Origin of the sequence: Faecalibacterium sp. An77, from assembly GCF_002161315.1 — a bacterium.
Taxonomy (GTDB): domain Bacteria; phylum Bacillota; class Clostridia; order Oscillospirales; family Ruminococcaceae; genus Faecalibacterium.
This window is the reverse complement of the sequence record NZ_NFHK01000028.1, coordinates 15,266-34,117: the sequence shown is the minus strand read 5'-3', so window position 1 is coordinate 34,117 and position 18,852 is coordinate 15,266. Positions and strand designations below refer to the sequence as shown.

13 protein-coding genes are annotated in these 18,852 nt (G+C 42.4%); 3 read left to right on the top strand and 10 right to left on the bottom strand.

Going from position 1 to position 18,852, the window contains the following annotated elements; translation table 11 throughout:
• Positions 1-263, top strand: a 263-nt coding sequence (locus B5G28_RS14840; RefSeq protein WP_204228845.1) for a hypothetical protein, incomplete at its 5' end; no start/stop codon positions are given.
• A gap of 156 nt (positions 264-419) precedes the next feature.
• Here the strand turns inward: B5G28_RS14840 and B5G28_RS09780 are convergent.
• The 8 genes from B5G28_RS09780 to B5G28_RS09745 all read right to left on the bottom strand — a co-directional run bounded on the left by B5G28_RS09780 (position 420) and on the right by B5G28_RS09745 (position 16,223).
• Positions 420-1,079 (bottom strand): phospholipase D-like domain-containing protein, encoded by a 660-nt coding sequence (locus tag B5G28_RS09780; protein ID WP_204228844.1) that lies wholly within the window; start codon positions 1,077-1,079, stop codon positions 420-422.
• Positions 1,061-2,818, bottom strand: a complete 1,758-nt coding sequence (locus tag B5G28_RS09775) for a DUF1998 domain-containing protein (protein WP_087248270.1) — start codon at positions 2,816-2,818, stop codon at positions 1,061-1,063. The genes B5G28_RS09780 and B5G28_RS09775 overlap by 19 nt, the downstream gene beginning before the upstream one ends.
• 1 nt (position 2,819) lies before the next feature.
• On the bottom strand, positions 2,820-6,149 hold the full coding sequence (drmA, locus tag B5G28_RS09770) for a DISARM system helicase DrmA (RefSeq protein WP_087248268.1): 3,330 nt from the start codon (positions 6,147-6,149) through the stop codon (positions 2,820-2,822).
• A 2-nt stretch (positions 6,150-6,151) separates the two neighbouring features.
• The gene (locus tag B5G28_RS09765) at positions 6,152-8,800 is read right to left on the bottom strand and encodes a DEAD/DEAH box helicase family protein (RefSeq protein ID WP_087248266.1); all 2,649 of its coding nucleotides are present in this window, start codon (positions 8,798-8,800) and stop codon (positions 6,152-6,154) included.
• Positions 8,801-10,420, bottom strand: coding sequence for a site-specific DNA-methyltransferase (locus B5G28_RS09760; protein WP_087248264.1), 1,620 nt, complete (start codon positions 10,418-10,420; stop codon positions 8,801-8,803).
• 24 nt (positions 10,421-10,444) lie between these two features.
• Entirely contained in the window at positions 10,445-13,069 is a 2,625-nt protein-coding gene (gene drmD, locus B5G28_RS09755; protein ID WP_242967565.1) for a DISARM system SNF2-like helicase DrmD, read from the bottom strand.
• Between the two features lie 2 nt (positions 13,070-13,071).
• Positions 13,072-14,352, bottom strand: coding sequence for a DNA cytosine methyltransferase (locus B5G28_RS09750; protein ID WP_087248262.1), 1,281 nt, complete (start codon positions 14,350-14,352; stop codon positions 13,072-13,074).
• A 353-nt stretch (positions 14,353-14,705) separates the two neighbouring features.
• Positions 14,706-16,223, bottom strand: a complete 1,518-nt coding sequence (locus B5G28_RS09745; protein WP_087248260.1) for a relaxase/mobilization nuclease domain-containing protein — start codon at positions 16,221-16,223, stop codon at positions 14,706-14,708.
• Positions 16,224-16,403: 180 nt separating this feature from the next.
• Here B5G28_RS09745 and B5G28_RS09740 point away from each other — a divergent pair, with 180 nt between their 5' ends.
• Positions 16,404-17,441 carry a PD-(D/E)XK nuclease family protein gene (locus B5G28_RS09740; RefSeq protein ID WP_087248258.1) on the top strand — a complete coding sequence of 346 codons (1,038 nt, stop codon included), beginning with the start codon at positions 16,404-16,406 and terminating at the stop codon, positions 17,439-17,441.
• 137 nt (positions 17,442-17,578) lie between these two features.
• Here the strand turns inward: B5G28_RS09740 and B5G28_RS09735 are convergent, their stop codons facing one another.
• Positions 17,579-17,809 carry a helix-turn-helix transcriptional regulator gene (locus tag B5G28_RS09735; protein WP_087229241.1) on the bottom strand — a complete coding sequence of 77 codons (231 nt, stop codon included), beginning with the start codon at positions 17,807-17,809 and terminating at the stop codon, positions 17,579-17,581.
• A 144-nt stretch (positions 17,810-17,953) separates the two neighbouring features.
• On the opposite strand from B5G28_RS09735, the gene B5G28_RS09730 reads away from it, so the two are divergent.
• Positions 17,954-18,508, top strand: coding sequence for an SLOG family protein (locus B5G28_RS09730; RefSeq protein WP_087248256.1), 555 nt, complete (start codon positions 17,954-17,956; stop codon positions 18,506-18,508).
• On the opposite strand, the gene B5G28_RS09725 is transcribed toward B5G28_RS09730, so the two are convergent.
• Positions 18,497-18,781: a hypothetical protein gene (locus B5G28_RS09725; protein ID WP_087248254.1), complete on the bottom strand. Its 285-nt coding sequence runs from the start codon at positions 18,779-18,781 to the stop codon at positions 18,497-18,499. The two genes, B5G28_RS09730 and B5G28_RS09725, sit on opposite strands and share 12 nt — an antisense overlap.
• Positions 18,782-18,852: the final 71 nt, after the last annotated feature.

Sequence of the window (18,852 nt, the reverse complement as noted above, 5' to 3'; positions counted from 1 at the left end):
TGATTGCTCATTTTTACCCCCGTGAGACTTCTGAGATTTCTAAGACTTTTGATACTTTCTCTTATTTTCTCACAGGTCAGTACTTTTTTACAGTCGGGGGATTATGGAGCGCTTACGTTCAAAGCCGGTCCCCTAGGTTATTCCTGTTCAAAACAACTGCGTATGTAGTCGATCCAGGACATCAGATCCTTGAGCAGTTCAGGATGCTGGCGGAAGTCCATGAAAGGGATGGTATAAAGTGGGCAGATGTTTCCCTGAGATAACCCCATCAGAACTAGCCACTTCTACTAGGCTGTAAATCACATCAGTGGCTTTGATTCCTTTTACAGTGTCGATGGAACAACCAGGATTATGATCCCTACAGGGCCGTTCTGAAGACTTTACGTTAAGCGTAGAATTTTCATTCTCGAATCAAATTTCTATACTCTTTTTACCACTTTGGTAAAAATCAAATGAGAGAAAATATCATCAACTTGTTTGGCTATCTCAGTGGATTTTACAAGCATGCCAAGTTCTATATTTCCTTCCTGACCATGGTAGGATAGATTTGCAGATGTAATCAACGTTTTTTCTTGATCAACAGAAATCACTTTGGCGTGCAATGCAGCCATAGAATCCTTTCCACTAGGGAAATCATATATATGGAGGAATTTCCCTTTATACCGGCAAAGTTTGTCCAAACTTTGCTGTGCCCCAATATTATTTACGAAAAACTTGATGTAGACACCTTTTTGACTTTTATCTATTAGTACATCAAGAAGATCAGAAAAATACCCGGACAACGAGTAACCGGTAATTAAAATATTCCGCTTAGCACCACGAACCATGCTTTCTACCGTGTTTTTGGTGGATTTTGCCTTTACTGAAAAAGATGGAGGCACAGTCGCAACCAACGATGCGTCTATACTTGGATTTACCATACATGCCGCTGATACCATTTTATAGATTTCTTCTGCTTGTTTCCATGACAAAGACGGATACCTCTCCATGATTGCTGGTATGGAGGTATCCGTTCCAGCAATTCTATCGGTTTCTATTTGTCCGAGCAGGATATCAAGATTTATATTTCCAGTTGACATAGTTCACACACCAATTCTTTAAAGAAAGCCTCTTGTTCTCGAGAAGCGATTGGAACCACTAACCCTCTATCAAGCATACGATTTCCGTTTTCGCACGCAGTTTCAGAGATCATACAGCATGAGTGACAGGCTGCACCACTCAGGTTGTTACCAGCCGGCACATTACTCATACACTCCGGATCATTGGTGCAAAGGAGTGCTTCTTGAAAAGCATCCTTCATTAGCGGCACTAGTTTATTGATATTTCCAAGCTCCACCAGTCCGCCTAAAGAACCTTCTTTATCCGCGCTACCCGTATAAAGGAGAATACCTGTCATCTTCTCGTTAAAATATATGCGTTCTCGTATTGCAGACGAAGAATACCCAGACGTCATTGACATTTGCTTGATTAACAGGTGCGCGAATGTGTGCATAAGAACGTATATGGCATTTCTCTTTATGTTCAGAGTCCATCCTTTAGAAACGCAAAACTCCTCATAGCACTCTTCATACCTCTGTGAAAGTGCTTTGACAGAGGGAATATCAAGCCAGCGGCTCAATGCAGCTTTATTAAACTCAATAAATACACCTTCACCATTTACTTCGGCGGCTGGTAACCATTTTTCAGTTTTCCCCTTATTGAGATATACTATATTGGTCTGGGCATCCGCATCCGGATCTGGAGCATCCACACGAGTAAATCCAAGAAGAACTTTTACTTCTCGAAGGCGTGTGATTCTGATGATACGACTAAAATACGGTTTCAGATATTCTGGCAGTGAATCTTCTTCTGCTTTGAAGTGTTTCTTGTTTGAAGCATACGCTGGATCATTGTGATGGGTGATAGCGTCATACTCCATTTGCTTGATCTCTTTGAACTCGGTAATATTACTTAATCTTCGAGTAAGGGCTTCATCAAATTCCTTACGAGAATATCTCTCTGCAAAGTATTTTTTATATGCAGCTGTGATGCCGTCATCTCCCATTATATCCTTCAGTAGTTCAATATCATGAAGATGTTCATCAATCAAATTATATAAAGGATTTACCCAAGGCGGAATAGAGATCGCACTTCTACTTACAGAGAAGTAGACATTGGATGCACCTCGCTGCGACGGAATGACTTTTTTGTCACACCTCTCATTCCTCGATCTCGGACGAAATGGGTGATGTCCCATACAATGTAAATCAGAGAAGTTCTCTCCCTGAGTGGCTCCACTCATGCTACGCTTTGCCCCGCATAGCTTACACTCAACCCACATATCAGCAAGCGTAGAAGTGTTACCAGTAGAATACATTCTAAGCTGCCCCTTGCAGTTGGTCGCCCCCCGATGGACCCACCAATTCCAAGGGAAATCATCCATGTGCCCATTTTCGCAAATCGTGATAAATCGAGAGGGATAAGCAGGCTTGTGGCAATCCGGACAATTTACTCCAAATCTCAGATAACAATCCAAGTCAAAATTGTCTCGCATATCAAAAAGACGCCCGCACTTCAAGTTGGAACAAACATGAATATATGGGAAAGAAACAACCGGAACATCCCCAGAGTAAGAAGTTCTCGGCATATAGAAACAATCGACTCCAAGATAAGAAGCTAATCTACCATCGATAATTTTTTCGCCTTTTTCCTTCCAGTAATTTATGTCTAATACTGTTACAGAATCTTTGACAGCGTCAACAATTGCACCGGGGCCAAAGGTGGTGATAATTTGATTTGGGCGTAGTTCACCCAATTTATTGTTATCATATCCAGCCATATCATTCCTCCGTGTAATAGAACATATTTGCAGCATTTTCCACTTCACGCATAGAGTTAAGTGTAGCCTTTTCAGTATCTTTACAGGCTTGGCCGTAATAGTTCATGAGCCGATTGTATCTTTCTGTTCCATAGACGTAATACCGCAAAGGCTTGCCTTGGGCGGCTAAAATTTTCCACCAATCGACAAACTGGTCAATCTCAGCATCAGCGTCTTGTCGAACTTCTGGTTTGACTATATTCAGACGCTCCAGAATTAGAGACTTTATCTCCGCCATCTGCTCTGCAGAAAGAGCTGCAATTTCAGCAGCGCCCTCATTGGAAGCCATATCTGGATATTTGAGCCGTATTGCTGAAATGATCAAAGCGTGTAGCACACGATCTCTAGCTCTTGCAGAGAACGGCGTTGCAGTAGTTCCTTCTACAAATCTGTATAGCTGAGAGTGGTAACCAGTGAAATTCTCATAATGAGAAAGATCACGAGGACGATACGGATTATAGAGAGTAAATACTAGACCAGGGAACGCACGACCAATTCGGCTTGTAGCCTGAATATATTCGGAATTTTGCTTCGGCTGACCGGTTACTGCCATTAATCCAAGTCTGTCAACATCCATACCAACTGCTATCATATTCGTTGCAACCGCAGTATCAAGACAATCCTTAGAATCACAGGTTGCCTCAAGCTGTCTTAGCTTGTTAGGAATTTCATAAGACGACATTCTCGATGTGATTTCAACTCTTTTGTTGAGATAACGAACTCTTTCCATGTTATACTTCGTTTTAATTCGATAGATTCGCTTCGGAATATCGTCTTGTAGCAAACGAACGGCACCGCCCAACTCTCGAATACTGTTATAGTACCCAACTAGTGAATAGTAGGGATCAATGACATCCTTGTACTCGTCCTCTTGGGCAAGTTGGAACGAAGTTTGGAGAATAATTGCATACATTCTTAGCAAAGTGGTCTTAACCGATTGCCCTGGTGCGCAAACTCCCACATACTTTCGGAACGGATCATCTTTAATAGGAACTTCGTTTATAAAGAAACTATCTCCAATCTCAAAACCATTCGGCGGAAATTGTGCCGTGGATTTACGCGCATAAAGACACTTTGTCTGTTCAGATGCATTTTTTATAGTAGCAGTTGAAACTACATATTTGGGCTTAATTCTTTTTTCGCCATAAGTACACATTTCCTCTATGATGGTCTCATATGCACCATATACGGTTCCGAGCGGACCGGTAATCAAATGCAACTCATCTTGGATAATTAGCTCCGGCGGAAGGAATGGACGAATTGGTTTTAATGTTGATGTTGGCAAATTTTGTGTTCTGTTATGCCGTTTATGTTCTTCACCTATGGCAACATATCCATCTCGACTACAAACTCTATCTACCCGTCCAAATAGGGCGTTGGTTTTAACGTCCCAAGGTAAACGGGCGAACTTATCAACCGTGGACAGAATAATTGTCGGACACTTTGCATAGATTTCTTCATCCACAAGATATACCGGAATCCGAATCCGCTTTTGCTTGTATTTATAGAACAGGCAAGTATTGTCTGCACAATAAATTGCAACGGATTTCTGCTCAGGATCAATATAGAACTCTTCTTCCGTAAGTGGCTTTCCGCAGAAGGGACAAGTTAACAGTTGCTTATAGAGCAGGTTGCGTTTTCTTTTCGCCTCACCCGGCTTATCAGTCTTTTCTACTAGCTCCTCGAATTTGTTTGGTGTTACACCTCCACCAACCCAGAAACCGATGCTGATTGGCTCGGTTCCATACTTGGGATATGTTTTTTGACGGATTAGTTCAGCGGCAAGAACCATTTTCGTTATACGATCTCGTTGTTGCGTAGTCAGAAGACGAAGTGTGTAGCGAAGTATTGCCGTTACGCCACCATCAGAATTATATTCAGATGTATCCGACGCTCGTAATCTTCTGTTTGCAATAACAAATGCCATCAATCCCAAATATGCCTCTGTTTTACCACCGCCAGTCGGAAAATAAAGCAGATCAACTACTTCACGGTCTTTATGCAACGGATCTACAATTCCGCTTAAATTCATCAGAATAAAAGCAATCTGGAAAGGTCTCCATCCAAAATCGGTGTCCGGATTTCTTGGGTCTACAAAATCCTTGAAATTACATTCTATGCCAGCGCCATGCTTCTTAGAGTAACTCATAATATTTCTCTGAAGCAGCATGGAACGGTTCATAAAACAAAATGCATCAAACGCAATCTCGTTACTTGTGATAAGGAAAATACCTTCACGAATTCTGTTTAATGCTTCTCTACAATGGGCAACTACTTTGTCACCTATCGTACTCTTAAATTCCTGACGGGTCATTTTCTCATCTGAGACAAGTTTTTGTTCAATCCATTTATCATATGAATCAGCTAAAATATTTAACCGTTCAAGGATACCATCTTTGTTTTTAGGATTAGACATGAATCGCATTGAGAAAAAGAACTTATCAAATCCTTTCAAAGCAGCGCTTACACCAGGAAATTCATATTCAGGAATGAAATCAGATTTTATCCATGCTGTTTTTCCATCAATAGCCTCATCCCATGTTGCAGCACAATTCCTACCACGCCCCAAAATCGGACGTTGTTCAAAGTAGAACTCATCTTCAGCAAGTACATCTCGACAAATATTTTCAGAAAAGAAAACTCTATCTCCATTGGCGGAATATGCTTTCAGTTCGACTTGGAACATCATGGATTCCACATCATTCTCGGAGTTTTTACGACGATTTATAACATAGGCTGTTACCAGCGAATACCTCGTTTTTAGAGGTATTCTGGAAATATGTACGACGACATTTGAATCTTCTACCAGACGGAATTCTGCATTTCTTTTAAAAGAGGTAAAATCAATGCAAATTGTGGATTTCATTGGCTGTCGGGTAAAACTAGTATGGTTATATTCCTTGCCATCTTTCCCGACTTTCTTGTCCACAAAGCATACATAGTCACCCCAAGAGACATCAATGTTAATGCTCTTAGTGGATGATGCGATGTAAAAACTAATACCTATAGACGTAGGCAGCTTAAAGCTGGTTGTCATTATAGGTTCATTATCATCATCTTCACCAGCAGTATAATCGTCAGAATCACCATACGCAATATCGGCATCTACCTCTTGTTCGCCAGCGGTAGCAGTGCCTTTATCAACAGCCTGAGAAGCAAGCATCCCTACAATATAGGCACTTCTCGGATTTTCATCTAATACCTCATCGTCAAACTGCGGCCCCATCAAGTCAGTTCTAAGAGCATTGATAATCACCTGCCGCACTTTTGCATATTTGAATCTATCAGGCAAAGTTATCCCTCCTTGATCTTATGTGCTGTACCTAGGGTATACTTACAGGTGTTTCCAAGTTTGATGTTATCATCAGAAATCAAGCGATACTCCCAAACCTTATGGTCAGGATCTGCTGTAGATGCAAAATGACACCATTTGATACCTTCACGCGCTTTTGTAACCACTTCATCTGCGGTGATTTCATTGGAGGCTTTTACTTCTACCATGAATTTTCCACTTGTTGTCTCCACTAAGAAGTCTGGGTTATACTGTTGACCAGCCTGCCAAAAAAGGCCCAACTGATTCAAAGGTGGTTTAATCCAACGAATCACGTCTGGATCTTCTTCCAAGATGATAGAGAACAGACGCTCAGGATCACTGTCAAAAGCATTTTCGGTATAATATGCCTTCTTATATCCTGTAAATAGGTATTTCTTGATATTTGCCTTATCCGTGAATGGTTTATCAAAACGAACGCGACCATCTTTTTTGACATTCTTTACGAATTTGCGGAAGAGGATCAAATCTTTCTGAACGATATGAATGTCCTCGGTTTTACATTCTGTATGTTCAAAGATCTGTTTTCTGATGTCGGAAACGATCAGGGAGGCATAACGACGAACTATCTTACGCTTGTCCTCTTCATTACCATCAATCTGTGCAAGATATTGATCCACGACGTCAATAATGAAATCAGCATCTTCGTAGGATAGCTCACTGATAGAGTCAAGAAGCATACAGGCTAGGGTATTCAGTGCATCGTCTACTTCCAGAATCTGTGCATCAACAGCGGTTAGAAGCTGCTGGTTAATAGCATCAAATCTCTCGATTTTAGCCATTGCAACTTCAAAATCTGAAATATTCCTCTTGACTTCAAAGCGATTGAATTTGACCTCAGAGGTTGTCTGTACCAAAATCTTCGGTACAGAAATAGCCTTACCGGAATATTCCTTGATTTTCTGAACAAATTCATCCTTAGACAAAGGTTTCTTACCTTTGCCATCTACCGGTGAATCATGAGTTATTTCATCGGGTTTAGTTGCCGCATTACCGGCTTCTGTGCCAAAAATTTGCTCCATAGTAAGCTGTTGCATATCGGATGGTATTTGTTCTTGCTTCTTTCCAGAACCAAAAGCCTTCAAATATGCCTCGTACAATTCCTGTTGCGTTTTTGTGTTGGTATTGATTTCTGAAAAAGACTTCACACCAGCATCAGTTACAGCAAAGTCAAAAATAGTGAGCTGATCTTCGTCAACAGGACTGCTAATATCTACTGTGTCTGAAGGTTCAACCACAGACTTGTCCAAATCTCGATACCGGAAAATATCACTATTTTTAATTTCGTCCACCAATTCGCGGTAATGATCGTGAGCGACAATATCCAGTGTGTCAATATCCTCATTGCCAGTAGTTTGGCCAAAAGGTAGACGAAGACCGCGGCCAATAGTCTGCATAGCCAAAATGTCGCTTTTGGCTGCGTTCAACGGAATGATAGTGAAAAGATTGTTGACATCCCAGCCCTCTTTCAGCTTGTAGACATGAAGAACAATTTCAACTGGATTCTGGGTGTATTCAATGGAAAGGAGCAAGCGGATGTTTTCCTCCGATTCATCGCCCTTCATATTGGAATGGATTTCAATAACTTTACCTTTGTATCTACCATTCAAAAATCTATCGTTATCAATTAGTGTGCGGATCTCCTTGGCATGATTTGTATCACGGCAAGCAATCAAAACGATGGGCTTTACATACGGCAGGCCATTGTCATTACAAAATTGTCGAATAACTCCCTTACGATGCTCATGCAATGTTAAGCCATCGCGTATTTTCATTTCCTCAATGTCTTCTGCGTTATATCCAGCCATGTTAGAGCGTCCCATGACAACAGGAGTTTTCAAATATCCCTCTACAGCACCCCGTGCCAAGTCGTAGGCATAAATTACGTTATTGGTTGATTTAGGAGTCGCTGTAAACTCTAATCCCAAGACAGGCTTAAGAAAGTTAATGGCTTTCATGGAAGCTGGTGCATAGTAACGGTGCGCCTCATCCATGCAGATTACAAGATCATCAAAACTGGAAAGGACCTCTGCAAAGGACATTCCTAGGGTTTCTTTGAACTTATGGAAGTTAAACTGGGTGTCAGTCTTGCTGTTAAAAATCTTGCCGATGTTAAAAATAAACAATTCAATTTCTGAGCTTTTTTCAAACTGAAGGCTCATCTGCTCATATCTTACAGGATAAGAATCATAGTTTTCGCCGTCATACACTTTTGGGCGTCCCATTTCTGATTCTAATCCCTTAAAGATATACTTGGGATGATTCAGATTAGACTCTTTCCGAAGTTTTTCATAGATTGTATTGCCCGGTGCCAAAATAAAGAAATGGCGATACCCCTTCGTCTTGTAGAGATAATAAATACTTGCACCCATAAGGCGTGTTTTGCCAATGCCGGTTGCCATAGCATAGCAGAAAGAGGGAAAATCAAATTTATCGTCGACTTTGATTTTACGTTGCTTTTCACAGTATTCTGTTGCAACAACCTCAATCACTACCTTACTATCATTCTTGTAATCGCAGTGAGTACTGATTGCATCCAGATAGGAAAGTGCTTCCTGCTGGGGTTTGCGCAAGCTCATGGCATATCCAATTTTAGCGACAATACCAGCCATTTATCGCACCTCGCTTTCAAAAGTACACTTGTCCAGCAGATCCTTCGGGATACGTTTAACTTCGATATTCTCTGGAAGCCTCAGATCAGACTGGACCTTTGTACTATACACCAGCAGTGATTGATCTTCACCAAGAGTAGTTGCAATAGAACGAATGTACTCAGCGTTTACAAATTCTTTTGTGATATGGATGAATCTCTTTTCGGAAGAATGTCCATGATACACTCCGTCTGGTTTGTATTTGAATCCTTCAATTTTGCAAATAGCTTCACACAGCATTTCAAAGGTGTACTCAGGATTTATTTGATAAATTGGTAACCGCTCATTTTTGACCAACAAGCTGGGCGCTAGTTCATAGAAGTGATAACCACCTCCGCCTTGCCAGTTCACAGCTTTCGTAATCCCTGAACTATCTTCACCAGAAACAATAGCATCTAACCGTTTTTTGCAGTGTGTATAAGCCTGTTCTCCCATTTCAATTCCTATATATTTTCTATTCATTTTATGGGCTACTGCAATTGAAGTCCCTGAACCCAAAAAAGAATCCAAAAACCACTCTTGTTCATTAGAGGCTATCTCAAGCACTCGTTTTATCAGGTGTTCGGGTTTTTTCCCTTTTGGGAAGGATACCCCACCTTCATTGTGAAGATTGTTTGACAGAATATCATCCCAAAGCGTAGTTAATGGCTCTGCTGTAACAAGTTCACCATCTATTTCTCTTAATTTGTCCTTGTAAAATAGAATCCTTTCACCTTTGATAAAGTACATATCAGGATTGTTTTCTCTATGTAAGTAATAGATATTTGTTGAATCTTCCAAAGACTCTTTGATCTTTTCTTGAATATCTTTACCAACACTCTTCATATCTGGACGGGCTGTACGAATGACTGATGCAGCGTTAGAGATAACAAAGTCATCCATTAGTTTAGGATTCTCCTTTATTTCCTTTCTTGCATCAGACAAAGATAATCCTTTTGCACTGGCATAGGCTTCTGCCAGCGTGACGATATTCCACTCAGAAAAAGGATCTTGGATATTCGTGATGAATTTGGTGTACCGTGTATCACGGGCTGTTTTTTTTGTATATACTCTATTTGGTTTCCATAGGGCTTTATCCTTTGCAACCATAATAATAAAATTTGTGGTCGTGACACATCCAGGATTGATCGCCTTATGGCCAGTAGCCGCTCCTTGCTTGAAGGTAATCAGATACAAGCGATTATGCCTTCCAAACACCTCATCCAACAGGATCGTAATGTATGGAAGATACGCATCATCAATATGAACAAACATAGTGCCATCGTCACTAAGCAGTTCATGCAACAACTGTATCCTTTTACGCATCAGACTAAGCCAGATAGACATCTCAAGATTGTCATCGTAATTTTCAAATGCTTGTCCGGTATTAAATGGTGGATCAATATAAATGCACTTAATTTTTCCGGCGAAATCCTGTTGAAGTGCTTGTAGAGCAATCAGGTTATCGCCGTGAATTAACATATTTTCACTATGGGGGTCTCCATACGACTTCTCACGATCTTCAACTAAAATACGTGGTTCAATCACTTTGTCATCATATTTTCCAACCCAGGTCAATTCCAATTTTCCTTTATGTTCCATAATTGTGTCTCCAATTCCTTTCTATCAGAACTTTAGCACAACATTGACAAGTAAAATTGGCTGAATATCGAATTGCTGATTGAAGTCAACGATCTCTTTTTCAGCCTCTGCTTGGATAGAGGAGACCTTTTGATGGAAGGCAGTTTGTACCTTTTGAAGCTGTTTCTTTTTCTCCTCAACCTTTTTGCGAATATCAATCTTCTGTAAAAAGTCCTTTGCTGCTGTGGCTTGGGCAGACAGCTGCTCAATTTCCGTTGTCAGCTCAGAAATCTGGATATTCAACTGTTCTCGCTGAATATCAGCCCAGTTCTCTACCTTGCGTCTGTTGTAATCCATCACAGGTTTAGCTGTCGCTTGATACTTGGCCAACATCTCTTTAACTAAAGTGTCATAAATATCTTTATATTGCGCCATCTCTTCATCCGTTGGCTTAAAGTATCTAACATCACCATCATCCACCGCCTCAAGTGCGCCAACGATGTCGTCTTCGGTGAAGTCAATATATCTGCCTTGCTCATCACAGAGCAGTAATACTGGGAAAAGCATCTCACAATTAGATTTGCAAAAAGCGCCGACAAATAAGGTTCCATGCGAACCGAAAGTTTGCTCACCCCAGTTATCAATTTTCCAATAACAGGTTTTTCCCTCGACCTCTGGGTCAGCAACCTGAGACCAATAGTCCACTTCTCGTAGATACCGATCTATATCGTTTTTTGTTTTCTCAAGTGCGGCGCCCTTTGCGCCAGTACTTTCCGTCATTAAAATTGAACGCAGCTGAATGGCCTTTTTGTTGCGCTTAGCATCAAGTTGGCGATCCAATTTATCAAATGCCTTTTTGAACTCTGCCCTAGTTCCGCAATGCTGATAAATATCGAGAATTGTTTTTTCAAAACTGCTTCCTGATTCCAGTGCTCCCAATGCAATGTCTGACGCACCGAATACACCGTCAAACAATTCGAATTTCTTTGACAAAATCTCATAAACACGTCGATCAGCTTCGTTACCAGTGTTCAAAAGGTTAATTGCAACAACATCATGCTTTTGGCCATAACGGTGACAACGACCAATTCTTTGCTCAATCTTCTGCGGGTTCCAAGGAAGGTCATAATTGACAACAGTGTTACAAAATTGAAGATTTAAGCCTTCAGAACCAGCGTCTGTTACGACGAGAATTCTGGAATGTTCCTTAAAATAATCCACAATAGCGTGTTTATACTCAACTCCGCGACCATAGTTAGTCCTGCCAAAGTTTTTCACCTTCCACGCACGATAGATTTCTTTGGTCATGTCATCGTTAAAGTCACCATTGAACAAAAGAATATCATCTTCATCGAATCCGTCCTTGCGCAACTCAGAAGCAATATATTTCTGGGTTCGCTTTGATTCTGTAAACACAACAACCTTTTGCGGAATACCTTGTTTTTCTTGATGCTCAAAAGCCGCATGAATCGCAGTTTTCAAGGCTTTTATCTTGGCATTGCTTTGGATACGGCTTGCAGTCTCTATGATCGCATTAACCTCATCAATTTCAGCTTGTATCTGCTGCTTTTGAAAAGCGGTATCCTCATCATCGATTTCCTCAAAACCAGATTCATCAATTTCATCTTCTACAAATTCCCAGAATAAATCGAAACCATCTTGAGCATTTGCTGATTTTGTGCCTTCATATAACTTTTCAAGCCTCCTTTTCAATACCTCAAATGTTTCTATCAAGGCATAACTTGACGAGGCAAGCAACTTTCGGATAACTAGTACAATTAACCCTTTGTTTGCATTAGGGATAGAATACAAAGCATCACGCTTTAAGAAATTGTTCACACGCATATATAGTTCGACTTCATCGGGAGAAAGAACGAAATCAATCGTTCGACATTCTCTTTTTTTGAAGTCCATATATTTTCCAACATCCCGTCTAAGCGTTCGGTACAAAACAGGGATGAGTTCTCTTTTTAGTTCTGCATAGTCCTCCTCTTCGATAAATCTTTTATTGAATACCTTTTCGCTACCGAAAATGCGTGGGTCAATAAAGGAAATCAAACCATGAAGGTCTGACAGGCTATTTTGCAGAGGAGTAGCTGTAAGCAGAATTTTCGGTATACCTTGAGAAAGGTCATAAAGCCTTTTTGCACGTTTTGTGCCATGAAAAACATTACGAAGATTATGAGCTTCATCAATGATGATAAAGTCCCACTTCACATTTGGAAAGCGTTTCATGAGCTTAGAGGAGTAATCATAAGAAACCAAAACAATTCGTACCTTGCTTTTGTCCTCCAGCCAAGTTTTCCATCTCGCAAATTCACTTTCTACAGTGAATCGATCTAAAATCATAGAATCTAAGCCGAACTTATCTTCCAGTTCAATCTCCCACTGTTTTCGCAGAGTTGCTGGGAGTGCAATCAAGACACGCTTCGCCCCTGAATCTAATACATATTTGAGAGCAAGACCGGCTTCAATGGTTTTACCGAGACCAACTTCGTCCGCAAGAACAATACCCCCAGTTTTCAGAGCCTGAATTGCAGCACAAAATGCATTGATCTGATGGGGATTGATTTCAATGTTAGTATCTAATAGACAGCGGAAGGGAGATTTTTTCAGCTCTACTTTTTTGAATTTTCCGTATTGTTCTAAAAGCAAGTTGCTCTCCATCATTATTACTCCTGTCCTTTATCCAGTTGCTCAGCTATTCCTAGAGCAATTTCCTTTGCCATAAGAGGGGGGACCGCATTTCCTACTTGGATAAACTGTGCAGTTCTTGGCCCCTCAAAAAAATAACTATCAGGAAAGGATTGAATGCGAGCTGCTTCTCTGACTGTTATGGAACGGTGCTGCTCCATATCCGGATGAATAAAGTAGTGTCCATCTTTTGAGAGATGTGCGAGAATAGTATGGCAATATGGTTCATCACCTTCAACAACTTTGAAACGGTCCACAAAGGAAGTTCTATTTTTATGTGTTTTAAGTTTCTCGGGCAAATCATTGTAGTTTAGACGCTTGTGGCCATCATTCCACAGCGATATTGCCCGTTTGTAAATTTCAATATCTTGCTCTTTGTTTGGTCGGCTCTCATGAAGAGTGAGAACATCTTCTACTGTTCGCACTTCGGTTTCTGTAACACATTGACTCCAAGTTTTAGAGCGATACTCTGTTGAGCTGAGACCGGGTGTGAGTTTTGGAAGATCAGACAATAAATCATTTACGGTGAATGGTGTCTCTTTTTTTGAGAACTTTGGATAGGACATCATGCTGTTCTTTAACCATCCTACTATTATCATTCTACGCCGACTTTGCAGAACACCAAAGTCCTTTGCATTTTGTTCATTACATTCTACTGTATATCCGACTCTACGAAGATATTTTTTTAAGTTCTTAAAAGTTGTTCCCTCATTTGCAGAAGAAATCCCCATCACATTTTCAAAGACAAACATTCTGGGTTGATATCGCTTTAAAACTCGCGCATATAGCTTATACAACCCATTTCTGGGATCTTCAGACATGGGGTGGCTCATGTGGCTACTTTGTGCACGCCCAACTAGTGAATAGGCTTGACAAGGAGGCCCGCCGACTACTACGTCTACGTTCTGAATGTTCCGTATCTTCATAATCCCATCGATGGTTTTGAAAATCGCCGGAAGTGTATCATCGGACATTGCTTCACAAATGACAGTTTTTACGATATGATTAGGAATTACCTTCAAAAAATCTTCACGAGCGATATCACCGCGCAGATAGCGATAGTAAATGTCCAACTGATCTGTTTGCTTTAAGTAGTAATAGGCACTGCGTGTTATCAAAGTCTGTGCAGCAAACGCATTCATTTCTACATGGGCTATCGGATTAAAGCCAGCCTGAATGAAGCCTTCAGATAGTCCCCCTGCTCCTGCAAATAAATCTATAAAATTATAATTGTCCTTGCTTGGGATTCGATTAGGCATGCTGATTCTCCTGTTCTATAATTACTTTTCCTATCCAGAAGCAAGGCAACTGCTTTCAAACGGCTCGTAGTTGCATTAGTCTTTAATTTGCCGCATAGCAGACACATTGTGCTTGCTTTTCCCAGTTTCCTGGCGACACAAACCCATACTAAGTTCCTTTTGGAATGTTCCCTGCAACAATGTCACATCATCGATTTGCTTTTTCTCCAAAAGGTTATGTTCTGCGTCTTATTAGTCATAAGTAGTCATGATTTAATTTTATCATCAATTAGAAACTCGGTCAACGGGCGTCTAGATGTTAAGATCTCTTTAACGTATTTGGATTTATATCAGAAAGAGAGATCATCAAACAACTAATAGGTATTGGTTGTTAAAAAGTGGCAGGTGTAAAACACACCTACGGCAAAAAATCGATACAGCAGCCTCTTGTAGCGAACTGCTGTTCCTGTAAATTCATTGGTTGTGCTCCGGTGTCTTTTTTCTTCCTTCCGCTTGATCTCGGTTTCCTTCTGTTCTTTTTCGTCCAGCATCACAGACACAATCTTTTGTGCCGTCAGCCAGTCCTGCATTTGTGCTTTCTGCTGGCGGTATTCGGCGTAGTTCTTTTTCTTCCGCTCCAGAAGCTGTGCATACTCAGCATTCAGGTCCCGAATGCGGGGCAGCTTTTTCAGATCTCGCTGATTGAAGGCTTCCTTGGCTGCCTTGTGGAGGGTCAGGGCCTGCCGGTGGGTTTCAAAATACCCCTTGCTGAAACCGCTGGCCTTGTATGCTTGGTAGATATCCCGTGTTTTGACATAGTTCAGAATGTGGCCCCGCAGCACCGCAATCTCGGCAAGGCGGAATTCATCGGCCCGGATGGAATCTCTCAATTCCTCTGTTTGCTGTACAATGGCCGAGGTGCGGCCATTCAGCTGGTCCAAGCTCTCGATGCCGTTCTCCTGCAGAAAGAGCAGTGCTTTGGACATCTGCTTCAGGTTGAACACTTTTGCCCAGCAGACATAGCCTTTCCCCTTCCCCGCTGTCATCTTTTGCTGAATATCAATCAGCAGGTTCATCTTCCGGGCAGGCTGCTTTGTTCGCTTGTCCGGCTTGTGGGGCTGGTGTTCCCGCTGTCCGGCAAACACGAGCGTCAGATCTTCCTGGGTGTATCCTTCTCCCAGAGATTTGAAGCGTATAAATTTCTTTTGATCCTTCCCTCGAATGGCCGGATACTTGCCTTCCTGGTACTCGTATCCCGCCTGCTCAAGGAGGCTCACCAATTCCTGAAAGCTCTGCGGTTTCTGCCGCATGGCCGCATCAATGTCAGCCCGGATCTGGTCCCGGATGGACAGGCGTTCGGGATACTTGTACTTTATGCGTTCCCTGTAGGGCTTCGGGGTGATGACAGACAACTTGTGTTCCAGGCAGATCATGTCACTGAGCTTAGACAGAACCAGCCAGGACAGATGAAAATCCCGGAATTTCCGTGTACAATCCAGGGAAGTCGAGTTGAAAACGATGTGATTGTGGATGTGCGACCTATCTGTATGGGTGGCCACAATGAAAGCGTGTTTGCCCTTGGTAAATCGTTTGGCCAGTTCCTGGCCAATGGCATTTGCTTCTTCCGGCGTTACCTCCCCCGGTTTGAAGGACTGCCGAATCTGATAAGCGATCACGTCACGCTTCTGCCGCCGCCCGGTGATATGCTCATACTGACGTTTTGCCAATAGAAACTCCTGATCTGCCGTCATGGGGTCGCACTCATAGGCAGTGACAAGTTCTCCATTGTCCGTTTTCTCCGGGTTCTGCACATAATCTGTCCGGGCGCGGAGACACTGGGCAATGCTCTTGCCCTTGTTGATGTGCAGGGCGATTAGGCGTGTGGCAGCCATTGATTCCACCTCCTCACATAAGCTGGAGCCTGACGTTGTCTGCTGAATAACAGTGTGCTATACTTGAAACAAATCGACAATCTGCAGTTTTTGATTCAAAAAGTAAAGACCAAACCGACAAAATTCTCCCTGTGACACGTTTCCAGGGCAAGAGAAATATACATACAAGGAGGAGTCTTTATGAGTTTCAATCTTTGCGTAACCAATCTATTCCGGTATGCAACCAGTGAACTCTCCCAGGATGCATTCATTTGCTGGCTGCTCTCCCACCTCACCGAAGATGGATGGGACTCCGACCCGCAGATCCGTGAATGCGCCATGGTTTTCATGAACCGGATTCTCCGGAGTAAAAACCAGCAGGGCTACTGCGATGATTGGCGGGTTCAAAAAATAGAGAAGCAGTACGACAACATTGACGTATTGGTTTATTTCAACGATTTCCGGATCATCCTGGAGGATAAAGTCGCTACAAACGTCCATGATAATCAGATCGAGCGATACAAAGAGGCTTTGTTGAAATCTGAACCGTGGCTTTCCAGAGACAATATCATTACGGTGTATTATAAGATCTTTGACCAACCCAGACCGGAGAAAGGTGTGGACTGCGAATTCACACGCGAAGATTTGCTGTCCATTTTCCAGCGATATCAAGAAACCATTGAGAATCCCATCTTCCGCAACTATCTGGAGTACCTGGAATGGATTGAATACAGGGCAAACAGTTATCAGTTTTTAAAAATCGAAGACTGGACCCCAGATTCCTACAGGGGCTTTTTCAAACACCTGCAGAAGGACCTGGAAAGCGGACCAAACCCTTTGTGGGGGAAAGACTGCTCCTGGGGATATGTGTCCAACCCCTCGGGCGGGTTTATGGCCTTGTGGTTGAGCGATCTTTTTACGAGCGATGAACTTGATGCCATGGGTCTGACAGAAGACATCTGCGATAACCTGTACCTCCAGATTGAGAACGATATTATCGCGGTCAAATATTCGGTCGATCCTAAAAACAATCCTGCCCCGTCAAAATCAACCCAGGCTAGGCTGACTTTGTATGAATATCTGAGAGACCAACTGGACGGCGAATTTGAAAAGAAAACCTTTCGTTATGGTACATTCATGACTGTTGGATATATCCGATACAACGAGTCAAATTATCATCAGCAGCTGGCCAAAATTCTGAACGCACTGCAATCCAAGTGTGTCGGAAAAATCATCTGAAAAGCTGTTCTGTCGGCATAGCCCGGCACATACTTGAATCCATCTCCAAATGGCATCTTTCTGCAAACTCAATCTGTGGGAGAACATATCACAAAAAGTGGGGAGTCCGGCGTTTTTGCCGGGCTCCCCATATATTTTTATTTCGTTTTCTCTGGAGGGATAAATTCCAGCAAGTCCCCAATTTCACAATTCAGCACAGTGCAGATTCTTGCAAGCACGTCGATGTCCAATCGCGTGATCTCGTTGTTGCAATAGTTGTTGATCTGCGAACGCTGCATTTCCGCCTTATGGCTCAACTTGTTCTTGCTGATGCCAGCCTTTTGGATCAGTTCATCCAGCTTGATGCGAATGGTTCCGTACTCCTCCACGTTCTCACCTCAGCTTATTGTTTTGGATACTTTTCCTATCATTGACAAGTTAAGTGTATCCAACGTACAATAGCTTTAGAAGATGTAAAAAGTCTTGTTAAACTTCTTACACATGGCAAAGGGTCAAACCAAGAGGAACGACTTATGGCAGTGCTGACTTCCTGCGCTTTTACTGGCCACCGTCCATCTCATTTCAGTTTTCAGTATGACGAGTCAGCTCCCGGCTGTATTCGACTAAAAGCTGTGCTGGAAAAACAGATTCTGCGGCTTCATCATCGCGGGGTTACAGATTTCTATACCGGCTGCGCCCTCGGGGTAGATCTTTGGGCCGGAGAAGCTGTTCTTTCCCTGAAACAACAAAATCCCGACCTGCAGCTCCATTGCATCATCCCCTTTGAAGGTCAGGAACGACGCTGGAAGGCTGCCGATCAGGATCGCTATTCCAATCTCTTAAAGAGAAGCTGTGAAGTCCTTGTTCTAAGTCCCCGATATTTTTCTGGGTGCTACCATGCCAGAAATCGGTATCTGGTAGATCATGCCGACGTTCTGCTCGGCGTCTACGATTACAAAAAACAGGAATCCAGTGGAACAGGCTACACGGTACATTATGCGTTGTCTCACAATAAACCAGTGCTTCTCATCCATCCCGAGACCCTGGTGGTCTACGCCAGGGCCCCGGTTTCCCCATCAGGAGCTTAAAAGGCTGCGCATCCAATCTCGCAAATTTTCTGCGTGGATCACCAGTCCGATCATGACAAACAGCGCCAAAAGGATGCCCAGCTCGATCACGGCAAAGATTGCCAGGTCCATCCAGCGGGCTTGTACTAAGCAGTAAATGCAGCATCCAAGGCCCAGCAGAAGGAATGGAGAAATCACATAGGCCGCCACTTTATATGCGATGGTGCCCAGGAAGCACAGCATCCCCAGCAGCAAAATCACCGGCCAAACAAAAATTTTCAAAATCATCCGCATCGAACTTGCCTCCTTTCTGTTCTCAGTATACAGGACAGTCCATTATCCTGCAAGGCTCTCGACTCTATGTA